At 68.1% G+C, this 16,975-nt stretch carries 14 protein-coding genes and 3 pseudogenes; 8 read left to right on the forward strand and 9 right to left on the reverse strand.

Annotated features, from left to right (window positions below; genetic code table 11):
• The first annotated feature begins 522 nt into the window (after window positions 1-522).
• From K6I33_RS04615 to K6I33_RS04630, 4 genes are all read left to right on the forward strand, one after another.
• The gene (locus tag K6I33_RS04615; protein WP_229348392.1) at window positions 523-756 is read left to right on the forward strand and encodes a hypothetical protein; all 234 of its coding nucleotides are present in this window, start codon (window positions 523-525) and stop codon (window positions 754-756) included.
• Window positions 753-1,475: a hypothetical protein gene (locus K6I33_RS04620; RefSeq protein ID WP_229348393.1), complete on the forward strand. Its 723-nt coding sequence runs from the start codon at window positions 753-755 to the stop codon at window positions 1,473-1,475. The genes K6I33_RS04615 and K6I33_RS04620 overlap by 4 nt, the downstream gene beginning before the upstream one ends.
• Before the next feature lie 234 nt (window positions 1,476-1,709).
• Complete coding sequence (locus K6I33_RS04625; RefSeq protein ID WP_229348394.1) at window positions 1,710-2,756, forward strand: hypothetical protein; 1,047 nt, start codon at window positions 1,710-1,712, stop codon at window positions 2,754-2,756.
• Window positions 2,757-2,791: 35 nt separating this feature from the next.
• A complete protein-coding gene (locus tag K6I33_RS04630) occupies window positions 2,792-3,892 on the forward strand; it encodes an HBL/NHE enterotoxin family protein (protein ID WP_229348395.1) in 1,101 nt (366 codons plus the stop codon).
• Window positions 3,893-4,144: 252 nt separating this feature from the next.
• On the opposite strand, the pseudogene K6I33_RS04635 reads toward K6I33_RS04630, so the two are convergent.
• Window positions 4,145-4,897 (reverse strand): annotated as a pseudogene (locus tag K6I33_RS04635) (RICIN domain-containing protein); the annotation flags it as partial.
• 855 nt (window positions 4,898-5,752) lie between these two features.
• Between K6I33_RS04635 and K6I33_RS04640 the strand changes: the two are divergent.
• Window positions 5,753-6,370 (forward strand): hypothetical protein, encoded by a 618-nt coding sequence (locus K6I33_RS04640; protein WP_229348396.1) that lies wholly within the window; start codon window positions 5,753-5,755, stop codon window positions 6,368-6,370.
• A 14-nt stretch (window positions 6,371-6,384) separates the two neighbouring features.
• Here K6I33_RS04640 and K6I33_RS04645 read toward each other — a convergent pair whose 3' ends face one another.
• From K6I33_RS04645 to K6I33_RS04660, 4 genes are all read right to left on the reverse strand, one after another.
• Entirely contained in the window at window positions 6,385-7,548 is a 1,164-nt protein-coding gene (locus K6I33_RS04645) for a hypothetical protein (protein WP_229348397.1), read from the reverse strand.
• A 3-nt stretch (window positions 7,549-7,551) separates the two neighbouring features.
• A complete protein-coding gene (locus K6I33_RS04650; RefSeq protein ID WP_229348398.1) occupies window positions 7,552-8,664 on the reverse strand; it encodes an ImmA/IrrE family metallo-endopeptidase in 1,113 nt (370 codons plus the stop codon).
• A gap of 914 nt (window positions 8,665-9,578) precedes the next feature.
• Complete coding sequence (locus K6I33_RS04655; RefSeq protein ID WP_229348399.1) at window positions 9,579-9,992, reverse strand: PIN domain-containing protein; 414 nt, start codon at window positions 9,990-9,992, stop codon at window positions 9,579-9,581.
• Window positions 9,989-10,252, reverse strand: coding sequence for a CopG family transcriptional regulator (locus tag K6I33_RS04660; RefSeq protein ID WP_229348400.1), 264 nt, complete (start codon window positions 10,250-10,252; stop codon window positions 9,989-9,991). The genes K6I33_RS04655 and K6I33_RS04660 overlap by 4 nt, the downstream gene beginning before the upstream one ends.
• Before the next feature lie 197 nt (window positions 10,253-10,449).
• Here K6I33_RS04660 and K6I33_RS04670 point away from each other — a divergent pair, with 197 nt between their 5' ends.
• Window positions 10,450-11,358, forward strand: a complete 909-nt coding sequence (locus K6I33_RS04670) for an NAD(P)-binding domain-containing protein (protein ID WP_229348401.1) — start codon at window positions 10,450-10,452, stop codon at window positions 11,356-11,358.
• 75 nt (window positions 11,359-11,433) lie between these two features.
• Here K6I33_RS04670 and K6I33_RS04675 read toward each other — a convergent pair.
• Window positions 11,434-11,628 (reverse strand): annotated as a pseudogene (locus tag K6I33_RS04675) (carbonic anhydrase); the annotation flags it as partial.
• A gap of 255 nt (window positions 11,629-11,883) precedes the next feature.
• Between K6I33_RS04675 and K6I33_RS04680 the strand changes: the two are divergent.
• A complete protein-coding gene (locus K6I33_RS04680) occupies window positions 11,884-12,957 on the forward strand; it encodes a HoxN/HupN/NixA family nickel/cobalt transporter (RefSeq protein ID WP_229348402.1) in 1,074 nt (357 codons plus the stop codon).
• 167 nt (window positions 12,958-13,124) lie between these two features.
• A pseudogene (locus tag K6I33_RS04685) lies at window positions 13,125-13,775 on the forward strand (L,D-transpeptidase); the annotation flags it as partial.
• Window positions 13,776-13,803: 28 nt separating this feature from the next.
• Here K6I33_RS04685 and K6I33_RS04690 read toward each other — a convergent pair.
• The 3 genes from K6I33_RS04690 to K6I33_RS04700 form a co-directional block, all read right to left on the reverse strand.
• Window positions 13,804-14,535 carry a hypothetical protein gene (locus tag K6I33_RS04690; RefSeq protein ID WP_229348403.1) on the reverse strand — a complete coding sequence of 244 codons (732 nt, stop codon included), beginning with the start codon at window positions 14,533-14,535 and terminating at the stop codon, window positions 13,804-13,806.
• A gap of 66 nt (window positions 14,536-14,601) precedes the next feature.
• Window positions 14,602-15,831 carry a DUF1015 domain-containing protein gene (locus K6I33_RS04695; protein WP_229348404.1) on the reverse strand — a complete coding sequence of 410 codons (1,230 nt, stop codon included), beginning with the start codon at window positions 15,829-15,831 and terminating at the stop codon, window positions 14,602-14,604.
• An 86-nt stretch (window positions 15,832-15,917) separates the two neighbouring features.
• A partial coding sequence (locus K6I33_RS04700; RefSeq protein WP_229348405.1) for an MFS transporter occupies window positions 15,918-16,975 on the reverse strand: 1,058 nt, incomplete at its 5' end.

A 16,975-nucleotide genomic window follows, 5' to 3' on the forward strand; every position in this document is an offset into this window, starting at 1 on the left:
ACCCGCGCACCCCTCACCACCACGAGCGCCCCACGCCGGTATCGACACGGTTTCGAAAATCGGCCAGTCACCACTTGGAAAGCGATCTTCCATCGGAGCCTCGCGACGCCGGCCTGCCGCATCGAGGTCCAGCGATGGAAACGCAACCCCGCGAACCGTCGGCTCATCGCTTTTCAGCCTCGTGCCTTTCTGAATCGTCCCTGGTGAACACCGTCTTGACAGCTCCTTTGGAGCGCTTGTATCCCGTGCGGGAATTCATGCCGCCGACATCGCCGGCCCAAGGATGATCTGTCCTGACCCGCGCGGCAACGGTCCGGAACCATCAACTCCGATTTGTGTCTGCCGATATGGCCTTGGGAGTGTCTGCTCCAGCCGGGCAGCGACAGGAAGCGTCTGCTCCGCCACCTGCGTGTCAATGGATCGTTCATTGACTATTTGCTCACCTGCGATGGGCTTGGCAGCGTCGGCAAGTCCGTTCCTGGCGCACCGAGTCCGCGCAATACGGCAGAGGAGATTTCGGCAGTGGAATTTTCCCGCACAGCGGTTTCACGGGACGATGCTCACGCCCCGATAGCGGACGCCGCTGCCTGTGAACTCACCCTCACCCGCGACCCGGCCCCATGCGCGGCGCCGGGCGCGAAGGGGCCGCCGACCGGGGCCCACCTGGACCGGATCGCCGCCGCACGGCTCGCGGCCTACCACCGGGTCACCCCGGGCGACCGGCCCCCGCACGAGGCACCCGTCACCGACGGGTGACCACCCACCCGGAAAGCGAAGAGGAAAAGGACATGGCGTTCCACATCACTCAGGGAAGCCCGAACCCGCTGGTCCTGGAGCCGGGTGCCAACGCCTCGTTCACGATCGAGGTGAAGGTCGACGCCGGCTCGGTCGGCGCGGGCGAGACCATCCGGGTGAAGCTCCCGGATGGCCTGGTCTTCCCGCCGACCGGCCAGATCAGCTACATCAGCGGAGGCAGCGTCGAGATCCTGCCCGTCGAGAGCCTCGAAGACGGCGGCCGCCTCGTACGCTTCAAGGCCAAGGCGATCGGGACCGTGCTGGACGGCTTCTACTCCGTCAACGTCCAGGCCCTGCCGACCGCCACGGGCGACCGAACCGCCCCGGACGGCCTCACCATCGGCGCCACCACCACGGCGCAGCTCAGCTTCCGCATCGGCCCGCCGCCGCCCGTGGAGCACAAGGTGCACGGGACTGTCGACGCGAACAGAAATGTCCTCTCCGGCGACGGCTTCATTGTGAGGCCGGGCCTGGAAGGGGTGCACAGGATCGTCTTTACCAAGCCCTTCGCATCTCCGCCGACCGTACTGGCCACTTTACGGAAGGGCGGTGAGCGGGGAGCCGTCTCGGTCGAGACCGTTACGGCGAGCTTGTTCGACGTGCGCACCGCGACCAATGGTGCCTGGACCCCGTTGGGGTTCTCCTTCATCGCGATAGGCCTCACGGCGCCGAATCCGTGACCGCGGCTCCCCGGCTGTCGATGCAGAAGTCTTCATCGCATGGCCGACCAGGATTTGGCCGAACAGCCGTCATGTGATCAAGGGTTTGAGCGGTGTAGCTTCATCGGGCCTCGCCGGGTTGACATGGTCGGTGGCCGAGTCGAAGAAGCTCACCGTTTGCGTGAGTTGCCGCAAAAACGGGGGTCGCGATCCTCGTGATCCCGTGCTTTTGGACTTCAACTGTGGGAGGTACGCGTGACGTCATCGTCAGAGGCCGGACCGGGCATTGTGCCGATCGGGTCGCTCGACCCGATCGCGCTGGGACGAGCCGTGGACAAGCTGGTGACGGCGGCTCTTGCCGCGCAGACCTGGAGCCTGGTCTGCGCCGCCGAGGTGGCTGTGCAGGCCACGGACAAAAACGAGGCGCAGGCCATGCGCACGGCTCAGGAAGACGTCAGGGACAGCGCTCGCGCCTACCTGGGTACACAGGTCCCCGGTGTCGTCAAAAGACTCGTCGATATCCGGAGCGCGGCCGCACTGTTCCAGAGCATGCAAACGTTGGCCGCGACGGCCCCCGAACAGTCGGCCGTCTGCCTCGACGCCGTGACGAAGGACTTCGGGAACTTCCAGCAGATGGCGGATGAGTTCGCCAAGGTGTATGAGAGTTTCTGCGAGCAGGTGGAGACCAGAGGAACCACACTGGCCGACCGCGCGGGTGCCGAAATCAGGAGGCTTTCCGCGGGCAAGGGGAAGATCGCCGCCACGACCCGTGCGCTGAAGGACATGCAGCAGACCGTGAGCAAGGACTTGGACGACCTCATCGAGGCGTCTCACAAGGCCGGCAAGGGGGCGCGGAAGATCCTCGACTCCGTTGCGGACTCCCTCAGGGGAATCGGGGGCGAAGGAAAGCCCGCGGGCGGCTCGACGGCCGTGCACGGGGGAATCGAGGACGCCTCGTCCGGCGATGTCGGCAAGGCATTGCAGAACCTCCGCAAGGACAGCGAAAAGCTCGAGAAGCTCTACAAGGAGCTTGCCGGGCTACAGGCCGGGTTGCAGACGGCGGTGAAGGTCGAATCGGACTGCAACGCCTATGTGCGCAGTGTGCGCGCCGTCGCGGGGCCGGCCAGAGCCGTCGCCAACATGTGGCAGCAGGTGTACGCGGAGTACGCGACCGCCGTGGTGAAGCACACGCGGCCCGGCGACAGTGCCGCGCTGGCCAAAGAAATCGACGGGGCCGCTGTCAAGTGGGAATCGCTTCTGACGCAGACAAAGGCACTGAGCGCTGCGATCACCGGCAACTGACGCGGACCACCGGGCAGGAAAACGAAGGAGAGAGCATGACCACGGCCATCCAGGCAAGCATCTCGCAGCAGCAGCAAGTAGGGAATGCGGTCGTACAGCAAGGCGGAATGACCGCGATCGTTCAGTCGTATGCGCTGAGCGTGACGCAGCAGGCGAAGATGGACCTGAGCGGTAGCGACAACAGCCAGGTGAGAGCCTACGCGGCGGGGATCAACACGGAACTGGGCAAAGCCGCCAACACGGCCAGGACATACCTCAACAGTGTGCAGCCGCAATCGATGGCGCTGCTTGCCGACACCCGCTCGTACTTCGCTCTGCAAGGAGCTTTCGTCAACATTCTCCACCAGGGATTACCTCCGAACACCGTGGCGGAACTGCTCCGCGCCATTCGGGACGATGTGGGCAGGCTCAGGGACAAGGCGCAGCACTACGCCACGACCATGCAGACCATGCGCGACGCCTTCGGAGACAACGGAAGGGAGTTCGCCTCCTACGCCACCAAACTGAACTCCGTAGTGGGCGGCGACCAAGGCATCCTGAAACAACTGGACGACCAGTTGAATCAGGTGAACGCACAGATCAACGCGAACTCCTCCAAGGCCGCGAACGGCTTGGCCATCCTCGGCGGCCTGGCCCTGATAGCCGTGGGCGTGCTCGGCGCGGTGTTCACCGGCGGGCTGTCCCTGGGGCTGGCCATCGGCGGCGGCGCGCTGCTCGTCAAGGGGATGGGCCGCACCAACGGGCAGGCCCTGGCGCAGCTCTACAACCAGAAAGGCGAGATCCTCAGGAAGCAGCAGAGGATCCGGGACGAGGTGAAGCTGCTCCAGGCCTGCCAGGCCGGGCTGGCTGATCTCGGGAAGCAGGCGAGCCAGGCGGCCGCTGCGGCGCAGACCGTCGCCAACGGATGGGACAGCCTCAAGGCGTCACTGGAATCCGTCGCCAATTATGTCGACAGCGGCAGCCAGGCAACCGGCGTCGTGCGACAGCTCTATCTGAGCGCTGCGGACGCGGTTACGCCCGACATCCTCAACAGGGTGACCAGCATGGAGAACAACCTGACCACCACACAGGTGCTGACGAATCCCAGCACCACGACCGGCAACATGATCCAGGCCGGGCTCCTCCAGTACGCGTGACGAGTCCGGCGCGGGGATCTCGGCCACATCCGTCGCTTCGACGCTGAACAGTTCCGGACTCGGCACACCCCGCCCCTTCGTGCCTCCGCCTGCCGTGACGGCCGGCGGAGGCACGATCGTTTCCGGGACATGCCGCAGGCGAGTCGCCGTGATGGGGCTGCGGACGCGGTCCCGTAGAGGTCCTCCGCGGGGTCATCGGGTCCTGAACGGGCGGAAGAGGTTCCGGGCCACGTACGCTCCCGGGCCGCCGAAGCCGACGATGTCGAGCCTGCCGTCACCGGTGGTGTCGGCGAGGAACCGCGCACCGGCCCCGGCCCACCGGCCCGGTCGCCCGCTGGGGGAGTGGTCGGCCCCGTCGCTCTTCCAACCGCCGGCGTCCTGGTCGCTCCCGAACCGCTCGAGGACCAGCAGCATGTCGCTGAAGGAAGGCGTCGCGCCGGGTACCGGCCGCAGCGCGGTCGAGCGGTCCAGCCGCCAGGACCGGCGGCTGTTCCCGTGGCTCAGTGCCGCCCAGCGCAGCACCGGATCGCTGACGCGCTCGCGCTCGGGCTCGGCCGGGACGAGCCGCCACCGCTGGCCTTCCGCGCCGTCGTCGTACTCGCCCAGGACGACCCGGGTGCCGTACCTGCCGGGGTCGTCGAGGTCGAGAACGGTGCCGTCGGTCGCACCCTCGATGAAATGGAGGCCCGCTTCACCCTCGACGGGGACGACGTGCCACTGCTGGCCCTTCTTTCCGGCGGTGGCGTCCCACTGGCGGACACCGCGGCCCGCGACGGCGGGGTCGTCGAGCACCTTGCCGCCGACCGCGTCACGGATCACGTATGCCTGGCCGTCCTGCGCGGCCGGCACCGGGGTGAGCTGCCACTGCTCCGGGCTCGGGCCGTCATCGGGGAAGTCGCGGACGACGAGCGCCCCGTCCGTGCCCGGCGCGGCCTTGATGCCGAAGGTCTTTCCCGTGGCGGCGTGGACGATCTCCAGCTTCAGTTCTTCCGTTGGCACGAACATCGTGGTGCCTCTTCCAGGCGGTTGGGGCGTCGACTCGGGACGGGTGGTGCGGCGGTGGCCGCGGATCACGTGAAGACGTGGTGGTACGGCACGCTCCACTCGCTGGGCAGCCGCGAGCACGCCGCCCACGAGGTCTTCAACTTGGTCAGGACGGTGTCTACCGACCCCCCGTCATAGGGGCTGTCGTGACAGATGAGAGGGTCTGGCGGGTGAGTGAGACACCGGCGAACACCCTCCAATACCGCTCTGACGGGCCAGAAGACGCCCCAGTCCTGGTCCTGGGGCCCGCGTTGGGTACCACATGGCACAGGTAGGCGGAGGCGTCTTCTGGCGTCCACGTGGTCCAGGGCGGGAGCGTTTGACCGAGTTCGGACCTTGCTGTCCAGGCGTGTCGACGCTGTTGGTGCCTCGGGCGTGACAGAAGTTGACCTCCGTCGGCTTGTTTCGGCGGGGGTTCTGCCCGCGGGGCCGATGACGCGGCGCTGGTTGGCGGCGGCCTGAAATAGGCGCTTCCGGTGGGTCGGGACGGCCCAATAATTCGAACAACCGTAGGTTTCGTGGCGCGAGGCGGCTACGATCGCAGTTGTCTGTCCGCGACCCTTTGTGGGTGCAGATTGTGCAGTCAGAGGGTGGCGGATGACCGATTCCGAGCTATCTGGGGAGGTGGCCGACGATCGCACGAGTGTCCGTACTAGCCTTGCTGTTCGTTTGGACGCGTTCCCGTGTCTAGGGCGGGTTGAGGTCCGTTGGTTTTGTTGTTGAGGCTGGTTCCAGTAGCGCGGGGCAAGCGGTAAGGATGTGCGCGTACAGCCCTGCTGGAGAGAGCGTCGGTGCAGGACGAGAGCGGATTGGTCGATGGCGATCGCGGCACGAGAGCCCTTGGGCGTGGTTGCAGGAGCGCTGGCTCCCGGCGATCTAGTACCCCGCGAAGCGAGCCTGGCAGTCGTTGAAGCCTTTGGAGCGAAAGTCGTTGCGGCCTACCGATTCGATGCGGGAGAGCGGGAGCGACGGGTTGCTGCGGGGATGGCTCCGCTGACGCGACCTGATGCCCTGAACCTCTTGATGGCGCTGCCCCTCGGCGAGCCTGTTCCTGCCGGATCACTGAGCGACAGGGAACGCCGGGCATTGCGGTGCCTCCCGAAGGGGGCAGTGATTCGACGCGACGGACTGATTACCAGACAGGCGACCCAGCCGGTCCACGTCGACATGGTTTTCGTGCCCGGACGCAGCTGGGAGTCTGCGATGGAGCAGGCCGAGCGGTTTACACCATTCACTGCTCGTTCCGTATTGGTTGATGGTGTGTTGCGGCGCAAGGACGAGGCTGTGATGCGGGCTGACTTCTACGGCATCGGATTGCTGCACGTCCAAGAGGCTGCGGTCGAGGTCGTTGTGCCGCCCAGCCCCTTCGTACGCAGGCGCCATACGGTTGCCGGCTGGAAGTTCCTGGAAGACGTCCACCGTCAGCTGGCCTGAGGGATCGCGTCCGGCTACGGCGTGACCCGCAGCGTCGCCCATGCCCTGAGTGGCGCGGGTACTTGGAACCCGGACCTGGGGCTCGCGCCCAGGCCGATGCGCTGGTTTTCCAGCGCGTAGCGATCGACGGCCGCAGCGCATTTGTTGCGCCACCACGTCTTGCGCTCGGTGCCCGCCCGGTAGCTGGCCATGTCGCCAACCCATTCGCTCCAGGTGAAAATGTTGTGACTGTCGGCCTCACGTCGTGTGTCGCCGTCGGACAGGAAGAAGCGGTCGAGACTCCGCCCGTTGCACTCCTCGCAGGCGCAGGTCGCCGGAACTGCATTGGCATAGAGCGTGGACAACGACTCGGCGCCCTTGAAGCACATCAGCTGAGGCATCAGCACGTGCGGATACGTTGGCCCGCCACCGCGCTTGCCAATCTGGGCCTTCTCGTCGGGCGGTATCGCGTGGCGGAGTGAGCTTCGGACGCCGATTCCCGCGCAGAGGGCGCCATGCGCCAGCACGTCGAGTGCTGCGAGGTCTGTGCGCAAGAGCGACATGTGCTCGACCTCGGTGAACAGCCGCCGCAGGTTGGCCGGAACGTCCTTCGCTTGTTCCAGTGGGTCGAACTGGCGAAAGAGGACGATGGCCTTGGGGTGGCGGATCTTGGCGCATACCGCGATCAGCTGACTGATGTTCTCCCGGTTCAGCCAGGTGACGTCGATCGGCAGGGTGACCAGGGTGTCTGCCCGATCGATCCGGTTGGCTTCCCTCAGTACTGCCTTGAGGACACGGGAGTTCGCCGGTGGTATGTAGCCGGTGGGTGTCAGCGCTGCGCTTGCCCCCCGAGCCTTCTGGAAGTTCAAGGAGTCGTGCACGGTGGCGAACAGTTCGTCGGGGGGAGCCATGAACGGCTCCTCCGCCGTTGCCGTGTAAGTGGTGTACGCGGCGCTGTCGATCAGAAGCGTGCCTGTGAAGCCGACATCGGCGCGGAGCTGGAAGGCGCGTGCGTCGGCGTTGAGGCCGGTCATGACCACGCCGCCCAGGTCATCATCCAGGGCAGGACGAGGCCGGGGAATTGGCTGAGCATGTTCGTGCAGCAGTACGCGTCCCTGCAGGAGCGGCACCGCTGCCACGGTGTGGTCGAGCGTCTTCACGGTGGGCGGTCGCCGCCTGGGATCGGGGGCGTTGCTCATGAATCACCTCGCAGAAGGGTCCGGCACGTCCTTGTGTCCGGACGGAGAAGAAGCGCACAAGTAGATCTCGTGGAACTCCTCACGGCCCAGGCCCGCCAGGTGAGCGGTCTCGGCCGCACTGAGGTGGTGCTGTCCCTCAAGCCGGGTGACGGCCTGAGCGATATGGCGCGGGGTCTCGCGCCGGATGACGATTGGTTCGTTGGTGCGGTAGCCGAGTGCGGACAACTCAACCATGAGCGTGCGGTACTGCCATTCGCTGATCACGCCCAGGTCAACGGCCCGCCGGATGAGAGCGGCCATCGAGACCCCCCAGCGGGCTTTGAGATCCATGAGGCGGGCGACGTCGATGCCAGGCTTGAGCTCGTTCAGGATCACTTCGTGTGGCATGAGGAACTCGGCGGCGAACCGGTCGGCTTGGGTCTCCTGTGTACGTCCCTCGCCCAGCTCGCGGTGCATGATCAGATGGCCCAGCTCGTGAGCAAGGCTGAAGCGTGAACGATCGGCAGGGGCAGCGGAGTTGAGGAGTATCAGTGGCGTCCGGTCGTGCGGCCACTGGCTGACGGCGTCGAGTTCGGTGGTGCCTAGATCACGGACGGCGACCAGGGCGCCGGCGTCTTCGAGCAGCGCGACCAGGTCGTCGATGGGGCCGGTGGGAACGTTCCACTCTTCGCGTAGTGTCTCCGCAGCGTCCGCGGGAGTGTCGAAGTCGCTGACCTCAATGGGCCTGAACCGATGGGGACGGTGGAGGGCCGCTGCCTGCGTCACCGCTTCGACCTGAAGGCGGGTGAGCGCCAGCGTCGCATGGATCCGGCGCAGCGCGGGGGCTCCCAGTGAGGCCCGCTTGCGGTGGTGTGTCAGCCCGATGCCTACCCCGGCCGTATCAGTGGCCTGGCACAGCATCTCGGGGGTGAAGCGAAGCGCGGCAGCGAACAGGAGCACCCGCTCGGCCCGGACCGGGATCCGGCCGGCTTCGGCCCGGCTAACGTACCCCTGCGTGATGCGGCTGCCCTCCACGTGCGACATCTGCTCGGCCAGGTTGGACTGGGTCCACCCCCGAGAGTCGCGCGCCAGGGCGAGCATGGCGGGATCCGCGAGCAACTCCTTTTGATCACTCACGGTTCACCTCCAACCCTGACAAGTCTCAACTCCCCTTAGGATACACGGTTTTATCCCTCAAAATATTCCGGGCATGATCCGTAAGATGCCATGCCTTCAGGGATGCCATGCGCCACTGACAGTCCAACTGCTCCTTTGTTAACCCTCGTTGAGGGAGGAGGAGGACTTCACTTGCAACCGTGGTGGCGGCCGGCAGGCCAACGCCGCGCTCCACCACATCGTGTTCACCCGCTTGCGAGTCGACCCGCGCATGCAGAACTACTACGAGCGTCGGATCGAAAGCGGACAAGACTCGGCGCGAAGTCATCCGGCGCCTCAAACGCCACGCAGCCCGGGAGTCTTCCACCTCATCGGACCACCACAGCCAGAACCGGGGCCGTCATGTCGGCCAGGGCGGCCGGTGCCCGCGTATGGCACCTGTCGTCGCGCGTGATGCGATTATCGAAAGCGTTCGAGCGAGGCGAGACAGGGGATACGGGCGCACCTTGCAGGGGAAGAGGACGTGGACCTGCGCTCGGCTTGCTATGTCCGCTCCGACGACACAACGTTGATCGTCGAAGCCGCCCGGGCGCGTGGGTTCTCGAAGCCGGGCCTGCGGCGCATCGCGCCCACCCCTCCCCATCCCCGTCGCACCGCCCGACCGGTCCCTGGCTGCACTGCGCACGGCCGGCTACGCCCCGGTCCTGGAGACTGAGGCCGGCACCACTGTCCTGCAACACAGCCCCGCCGAACGCGCCCCCTAGCCTGGTTCCCGCCCTGGACCAGGCTCACCCCCAGCGACGAGCCAGTGCGTGGACTGACCTCCTCCGCTTGGTAGTTGGCCGCACAACTCGACGGAGAGGGCTGATCCGGCGATTGTCACAGGGCGTGTGCGCGCTGTTCGTGTAACCGGGCACGCGCGACGGCGATCCGGCTCAGACCTTGATGACGGTGACGCGTGCGCCGCACAGGGCGGTGAGGTCCTCGGGGTCGGAGGTGAGGACCGTGACAGGGCCGGGAGCGACGAGGGCGGTGGCGCTGAGCATGGCGTCGATGGCGTACTTGTGCCCGTGCAGTCCGGCGTCGGCCAGGAGCGCGGCAGCATGGCGGGCGATCGGTTCGGTGACCGGTTCGACGACGAGGCGGGACAAGGTCCACTCCAGGGCCGGCCGGTTGATGCGGGGGTGGACCACCTCGACGAGGGTGGCCGCGGAGGTGATGACACGGAGATCATCGGCGCGGGCAAGGGCGAGCCACGCGGTGACCGTGCGGTCGCGCAGGACGGCCTTCGCCAGTCCCTCGCTGTCGAGGACGAGGGTGCCGCCGGGCGCGGCGGGTGAGCGGTTCACGCGGCGTCCGCCCCGCCGTGGCCCTGTTCCTGCCGGGCCTGGTGGAGCTGGTCACGCAGCGCCTGGACCTCGTCGTCGGTGATGGGGCCGTGGTCGGCCTCGGCGACGGTGATGAGTTCGTTGAGGTTGTCGCGTTCGATCTGGCGGGCGACGGCGGCAGTCACGTACGCGGACAGGCCGGACGGGCCGCTGCGGGTCCGGGCTGCCTCCGCGATGTCGCGCGGCATGGTGATCGAGTACTTGCCGGTAGGCTCACTCATGCCACCAATCCTACCAACAGTCCTCCTCGTCGACAGCACGCGGAGTCCGGCAACCGCGGCGGCGACCGGCGGAAGAACGCCGCCCTGCACCGGATCGTGCAGACCCGTCTGCGCTGCGACCCGCGCACCCAGGACTACTACGAACGCCGTATCAAGGAGATCGGACCCGCACTGTCATGACCCCCGCTATAGGGGCTGTGACACCGATCCCGTGCACGACGTTCGTGGACTACGGGATGTGGTTCGCCCAGCGGTACGTCGGACCCGTCGCTTCTGTCCCCGTGAGCCTGGTGGAGCGGGCCGGGAGCGGCTTCAGCGTCCGGCTGGAAGACGGCGAGGAGCTGGAGGCCGCGGCTGTGGTCGTGGCCACAGGGCTCGGCGCACTCGCGCACATCCCACACCGGCTCCGCCATCTGGCCCCTGCGGGGCCGGGCCCGAGGGGGCCGCTGTCCCACACCAGCCAGCACACCGACCTGTCCCGCTACGCCGGGCGCCGTGTCGTGGTCGTCGGCGGCGGGCAGTCGGCGCTGGAGAACGCCGCTCTCCTGCATGAGGGCGGCGCCGATGTCCAGGTCCTGGTGCGTGCCCCCCGGATGCGCTGGGGAGAACGCCCGCAGCTGTGGCGCCCGGTCAGCCGACGGCTGGCCGCACCGGCTTCGGCGCGGATGCTGTTGTTCCGCCGTGCGCTGGCCCCGGCGGGTGGGTGGTGGCTGCGCGACCGCGTCGAGGGCGTCGTGCCCGTTCGCACCTCCTGCCGCATCCGGCAAGCGCACGTGGACGGGCCCGAGGTGCGGCTGTGGGTGGAGGGCGTGGGCGACGACCGGGTCGAACTGTCGGTCGATCACGTGCTGGCGGCCACCGGGTACCGGCTCGACGTGGACGCCCTGCCTTTCCTGACGCCGGCGGTGCGGCTTGCGGTGGCCCGGGTGGCCGGCTCGAAGGCACCCTGTTTGTCCGGCGCGTTCGAGTCCTGTGTACCGGGGCTGTACTTCACCGGTTCCCTGGCCGCGCCCACTTTCGGGCCGATGCTGCGATTCGTCGCCGGCACAGGGTTCGCCGCCCGGCGGATCAGCGCCGCACTGACCTACCAGGTATCACACCGCTGACTGCCCAGAGCCACCAGCCGAGGCCTTTGGGCCGGGCATCACCCCCTGCGCCGGCGGGAGCCGGTCCCGTCCAGTTCAGGCATCCGTGCCCGCGTCGGCTGTCTCCGCCGGCAGGCCGCGGGTCGTGACGAGGTGGGCGCTGCCGTCGGCCAGCCGGTAGGACAGACCCACCACTGCCGTCCGTCCCGCGGCGACCTGGTCGGCCAGGGCCCGGGAGCGGTCCAGGAGAAGGCCGACGGTGTGCCGTACGCGCTCGGCGATGATGTCGTCGTCATGGGTCAGGCATCAGCCGGCCATCTGATCTCCAAACATGCCGCGGGAGCGGGTCGGTGTGCGCGGCGACGTTTGCGCCGGGGGCGGCTCCCGGCTTTGCTGCGAATGTCTTGCAGGTGATAATCGGCCGTTCTTAAGGTGCGATGGCTCAATACGAACGGCAGAGAGCAGAGCCTCATGGCGACCACGTCTTCCTCTTCACCCCCTATATCCGGTCAGGCCGGTACCCGCTGGCAGCGCTTTCGTACGTCCATGACGCCCCGAGAGTGGCGGCGCCTGGGCGGCATGGCCGCGTTCATCCTCGGGCTCCACCTGGTCGGCTGGTTCACGCTGATCGCGATCGTCGCGCCGGAGCACTACACGGTGGGCAGCAAGGCGTTCGGGATCGGCATGGGCGTCACCGCCTACACGCTCGGGATGCGGCATGCCTTCGACGCCGATCACATCGCGGCGATCGACAACACCACGCGGAAGCTGATGCACGAAGGACAGCGGCCCCTGTCGGTCGGCTTCTGGTTCTCGCTGGGCCACTCCAGCATCGTCTTCGCCCTGGCATTCCTGATCTCCCTGGGCGTCAAGGCCCTCGCCGGCCCCGTGCGGGACGACAGCTCGCAGCTGCACAACGTCACAGGCTTGATCGGAACCACGGTCTCCGGCGTCTTCCTCTACGTCATCGCCGCGATCAACCTGATCATCCTGGCCGGGATCTGGAAGGTCTTCCGGAAGATGCGGACCGGCCAGTACGACGAGGCGGCCCTCGAGCAGCAGCTGAACAGCCGGGGGCTGATGAACCGCCTGCTCGGGCGTGTCATGAAGTCGGTCGGCAAGCCGTGGCACATGTACCCGCTGGGCCTGCTCTTCGGCCTCGGATTCGACACCGCCACCGAGATCGCCCTGATGGTCCTGGCGGGCTCCGGTGCGGCCTCCGGACTGCCCTGGTACGCGATCCTGTGCCTACCGGTCCTCTTCGCGGCCGGCATGAGCCTGCTGGACACGATCGACGGATCGTTCATGAACTTCGCGTACGGATGGGCCTTTTCCAAGCCGGTCCGCAAGGTCTACTACAACCTCACCATCACCGGCCTGTCGGTCGCTGTGGCGTTGATCATCGGTACGGTCGAGCTGCTCAGCCTGCTCGCCGAGAAGCTCGACCTGCACGGGGCCTTCTGGGATCGGGTCGGGGCGCTGGACCTCAACATGATCGGCTTCGTCATCGTCGGCCTGTTCTTCGCCACGTGGCTCATCGCCATGGCGGTCTGGAAGCTCGGCCGGATCGAAGAGAAGTGGACCGCCGATCTCCGCTCCGCTGAGCCGACTGCCGACTGACGGGGCAGGAGGCCGACCGTTTCGCGCCTCTCGACGAGCGCGATGGACCCGGGCTCGTCGAGAGGCATCGGGTCGGCGACCACGCAGCACAATCCCGGCTGGACGGTCAGGCCCTGTAGGAGGGCCCCGAGGCGTACGACCTCGGCGAGGTCAAGTGGGACGTCCAGCTCACCCCGTCGGGCACGTACGCCCACGCCGCACCATGGAACGACGGCAAGTTCGGCAAGGTCAACGGCAGTCACGGCTGCATCGGCATGAGCACCGAGGACGCCAAGCGGTGGTACGACCAAGTCCACTCGGGCGATGTCGTCACCGTCATCAACTCCAAGGACACCGTTGCCACGAACAACGGCTACGGCGACTGGAACGTCGACTGGGCGGCCTGGAAGGCGGGCAGCGCGCTGGACCGGTTCGCGCGCACCGCACGACAGGCCGCGGAGCTCCCTGCGCGAGCGGGCCACGCGGACGTGGCCGGCAATCTCGTCGCGATCACGCTGACCCTGCTCGACTCCCTGAACCCCGCGGTCGTCGCCCTGGCATTGACCCGTCCCGCCGCCACCCTCCGGATCCGCCAGGCGCTGGAGGCCGGTGCGCCTGGCTTCACCGTGATCCAGGACGCGGTCACCTCGTACCTGGACGAGGAGCGGCGGCTGGGACGCCTCGCGAAGGACACCGACACGGCCTCGGTCGCGCTCGCCCTTGTAGGGGCCGTCCACCACCTGCTGATGACGGGCTGGGCCGGTGCGCCCGACCCCCGCGAGCAGACGGAGCGACTGGTCGCCCAGCTCGTCGGTCCCAGCCTCGGAGAGCGGTCGTGACTGGCAGGGCGACACCGGTTGACGTCGGTCAGTGGGAGTGACCGTCCTTGTGTGGCTGCTCCTGCTTGGCGGGAGCCGGTGGAGCTGATGGCCTTCCGGAGGTCGGCGCCGCAGGGGCTTCTTCCTCGCAGTGCTCGTTCTTGTCCGCGGGCTCTTCGGCGCCGTGGCTGTGACCGCCGCTACCCGCCGGCCGCTCGGTGATGATGTCGGCGGCCAGCTCGCGAAGTCCGGCGAAGGTGATGAGCGCGGCGACGAGGACTCCCAGCCCGAAGACGCTGAAGATCCGGCGCCAGGGCTTTTCCGCCTCCTTGAGGACGTAAGCGACGAAGGACACCGCCATGCCCATGGGGACCAGCATGGCCGCGCGGTCCGGGAAGTCGTCGAAGTGCTGGAGGCCGCCGCTGAGCATGCCGATGCCGAAGGAGAGCATCAGCGAGGCGCCGATGACCAGGAGCATGCGCGGCAGGGGCGGGCGTTCGCGCTTGAGGACGAACTCGTTGAGGACGGTCGCGGCGAGGAAGACCAGGACGCCGTAGCCGGCGATCCGGGTGTAGCGGGCCGGGTCGAGCGGGTAGTGCACCACGGCGCCGCTGATGAGTCCCGCGCCGACGAAGTATCCGACGTAGCCGAGGTAGCGCCCGGGGAGAGAACCTTCTCGGGCATGGTGGGCGCGTGCCCGGCGGGCGGCGGCGCGGCCGGGTGCCGGGGCGGGGAGTGGCTCTGCGAGGCGGGGACGTTCGGCGAGGTGGTGCTGGGACAACGGGTGCGCCTTTCGGGCAGGGAAGGGGTGGGTGGGGAAGAGAGCGGAGGAGCCGCGGATCTGGATCTACGAGCCGCCGAGGCGGCGCATGATGAGGCCTACAGCGGGTTTCGGGCCGAACGAGGTGGACTTCCGGGGCAGCATGACTCCCGCGCGAGCCAGGTCCCGTACGGTGCCTTCGACCATGGCGGGCAGCAGAAGAGCGGTGCCGCTGCCCGGCCGGGCCACGGCCGTGATCGCCTCGGTGGCGTCGTGGACGTGGTGGACGGCGCCGGGTAGGTCGGGCACTGACCAGGCGTGGGCCAGCAGCAGGTGGTCGGCGACGGCTGCGAGGAGAGCACGCCACTGCCGGGGTTTGCCGACGAGGGCTTCGTTCAGTGCCTGGGGGTGAGGGGTGGTGATCGTCCAGGCTCGTCCGGCGCCCGTGAGCACCAGTTCGCCCGGCCCCGGCGGGCGCGGCCCCTCCGGCAGCGGACGCACACGCGCGACATCGGATGCGGCCACGGATGCCTTTTCCGGTTCGAGGCCGGGTATCACCCGATGGATCGCGGTGAGTCGCAAGGGGGCAGCGGAGGAATCCACCAGCAGGGCCAAGGCGCTGCGCCAGGGGTTCGGGCCCGGTCCGTCGTGCCGCTCGCGGAGGTTCCGGAGAGCGACGTAGCGGTGGTGGCCGTCAGCTAGAAGGGCCGGATGCCGGGTCAGTCCGGCCGCGAGGACAGCTTGTTCCTCCGGTTCGGTGCAGGCCCGGAGCGTGTGGGTGATGGCGCCGGTCCGGACGACGGCCAGGGCAGGTCGGCGGACGATGCGGTCCATCAGGCGCGCTGCGGCCTGTGTCGTGGAGTCGCAGGCGAGCAGCAGCGGCTCGGGCTGGGCGCGCAGTGCTGCCATGAGCGCGGCTCGTACGGCGACCACGTGCGGTTCGACGGCCTCGTGCGGGAGGACCGTGCTCTCGCCGGGGGCGGGAAGGTCCAGCGCCCCGATGACACCGCGCAGGAGCAGCTCGTGGCCCGCGTGCTGCTCGTAGACGTACAAGGTGGGACCGGCGTCCCGGACGAGCACGCCACCGCGCAGCCAGCGTTCCATCTCAACTGCTGCTGCCTGGGGGTTCTTGGCATGGAGCAGCCGGGTGATGTGGTGCGGCCGGGCGAGAAGGGCGCGAACGCGGGCCGGGCCGATGTTGTCGTACGGGGGACACACCACGGTGGAGATGTCTCCGACGCGGTCGGGGTCGTACCGGATTCCTCGGAAGGGCCGCAGCTGCGGGACGGCGTGGTGGGGGAGATCGGTGGAGAGCATGGGTTCGTTGCTCCTCGAAGCGGGCGTGGCCGGTCCGGGGGCGGGCACCGCGAAGGGGGCCCCGCCCCCGGGTGGGAGTCGGCGGATCAGGCGGTGATGGTGGTTTGCCTGTCGGGCTTGCCGGTCGCGGCCGGCGTCAGGCGGCCGGTGCGGTACAGGCCGAGGACGGCTAGCGCACAAACGCCTCCGGTGGCGGCGAGGGCCAGCCAGGGGAGTGCCGGGGCGCCGGCGGAGCGGGCCGTGTCGAGTGCCACGCCGGTGAGGAGGTTGCCGAGGGTGATGCCGATGCCGCAGATGGTGTTGTAGAGGCCGTAGTGCGTGGCCACGTACCGGTTCTCGGCGAGGGCGACGATCGTGTCCATCTCGAAGGGGTAGGCGAGCATGGTCCCCAGCGCGATGAGGAGTGCCGAGAGGAGCGGCGGCACGATGGCCAGTGCCCAACGGCCCGGTCCGTCGGCGGGCACCGGCACCGCGGTGGCCGCCAGGAGCGGCAGGAAGGCGATGCCCAGGGCGGTCAGTCCGGCGACCAGCGATTTTCCGGCGCCCCAGTGTTTCTTGCACCAGGCGGTCAGCCGGGTCTGTCCCACGATCGTGGCCAGCCCGGAGGCCGCGAACAGCAGCCCGACGCCGACCGTTCCGGCCTGCTCACTGCCGGCCAGGCGGCGCACTTCCAGCGGGAGCGCGAGGTAGACCTGGAAGGACAGCGCGTACGAGCCGATCATCGCGAGGGAGAACAGCAGGAACGGCCGGTTCGACACCACCGTGCGCCACTGGGAGAGCACCGACGTCGCCGGGCTGTCCGCGTCGTGCGACGGCGTACGGGCCGGCAGCGCGCGGATCTGCACGACCGACAGCACGGTGAAGACGCCGGCCGCGACCAGGCAGGTCAGGCGGAAGCTCACTCCGGTCAGTGCCACGCCGACCAGCGGGCCCAGCAGGATCCCGGCCTGGTAGAAGACGTTGAACAGGGCGAATGCCTCCACCCGGCGCTCACCGGCGTCATGGGCGAGGTAGGCGCGTACGGCCGGGTTGAACAGGGCTCCGGCCAGCCCGGTGGCCGCCGACGCGGCCAGCAGCGCGGGCAGCGAGTCGACGATCCCGAGAACCGCGAAGCCGACGATGCGCAGCACGAGCCCGGTGATGA

It is taken from the genome of Streptomyces sp. UNOB3_S3 (genome assembly GCF_020740895.1).
Lineage (GTDB): Bacteria > Actinomycetota > Actinomycetes > Streptomycetales > Streptomycetaceae > Streptomyces.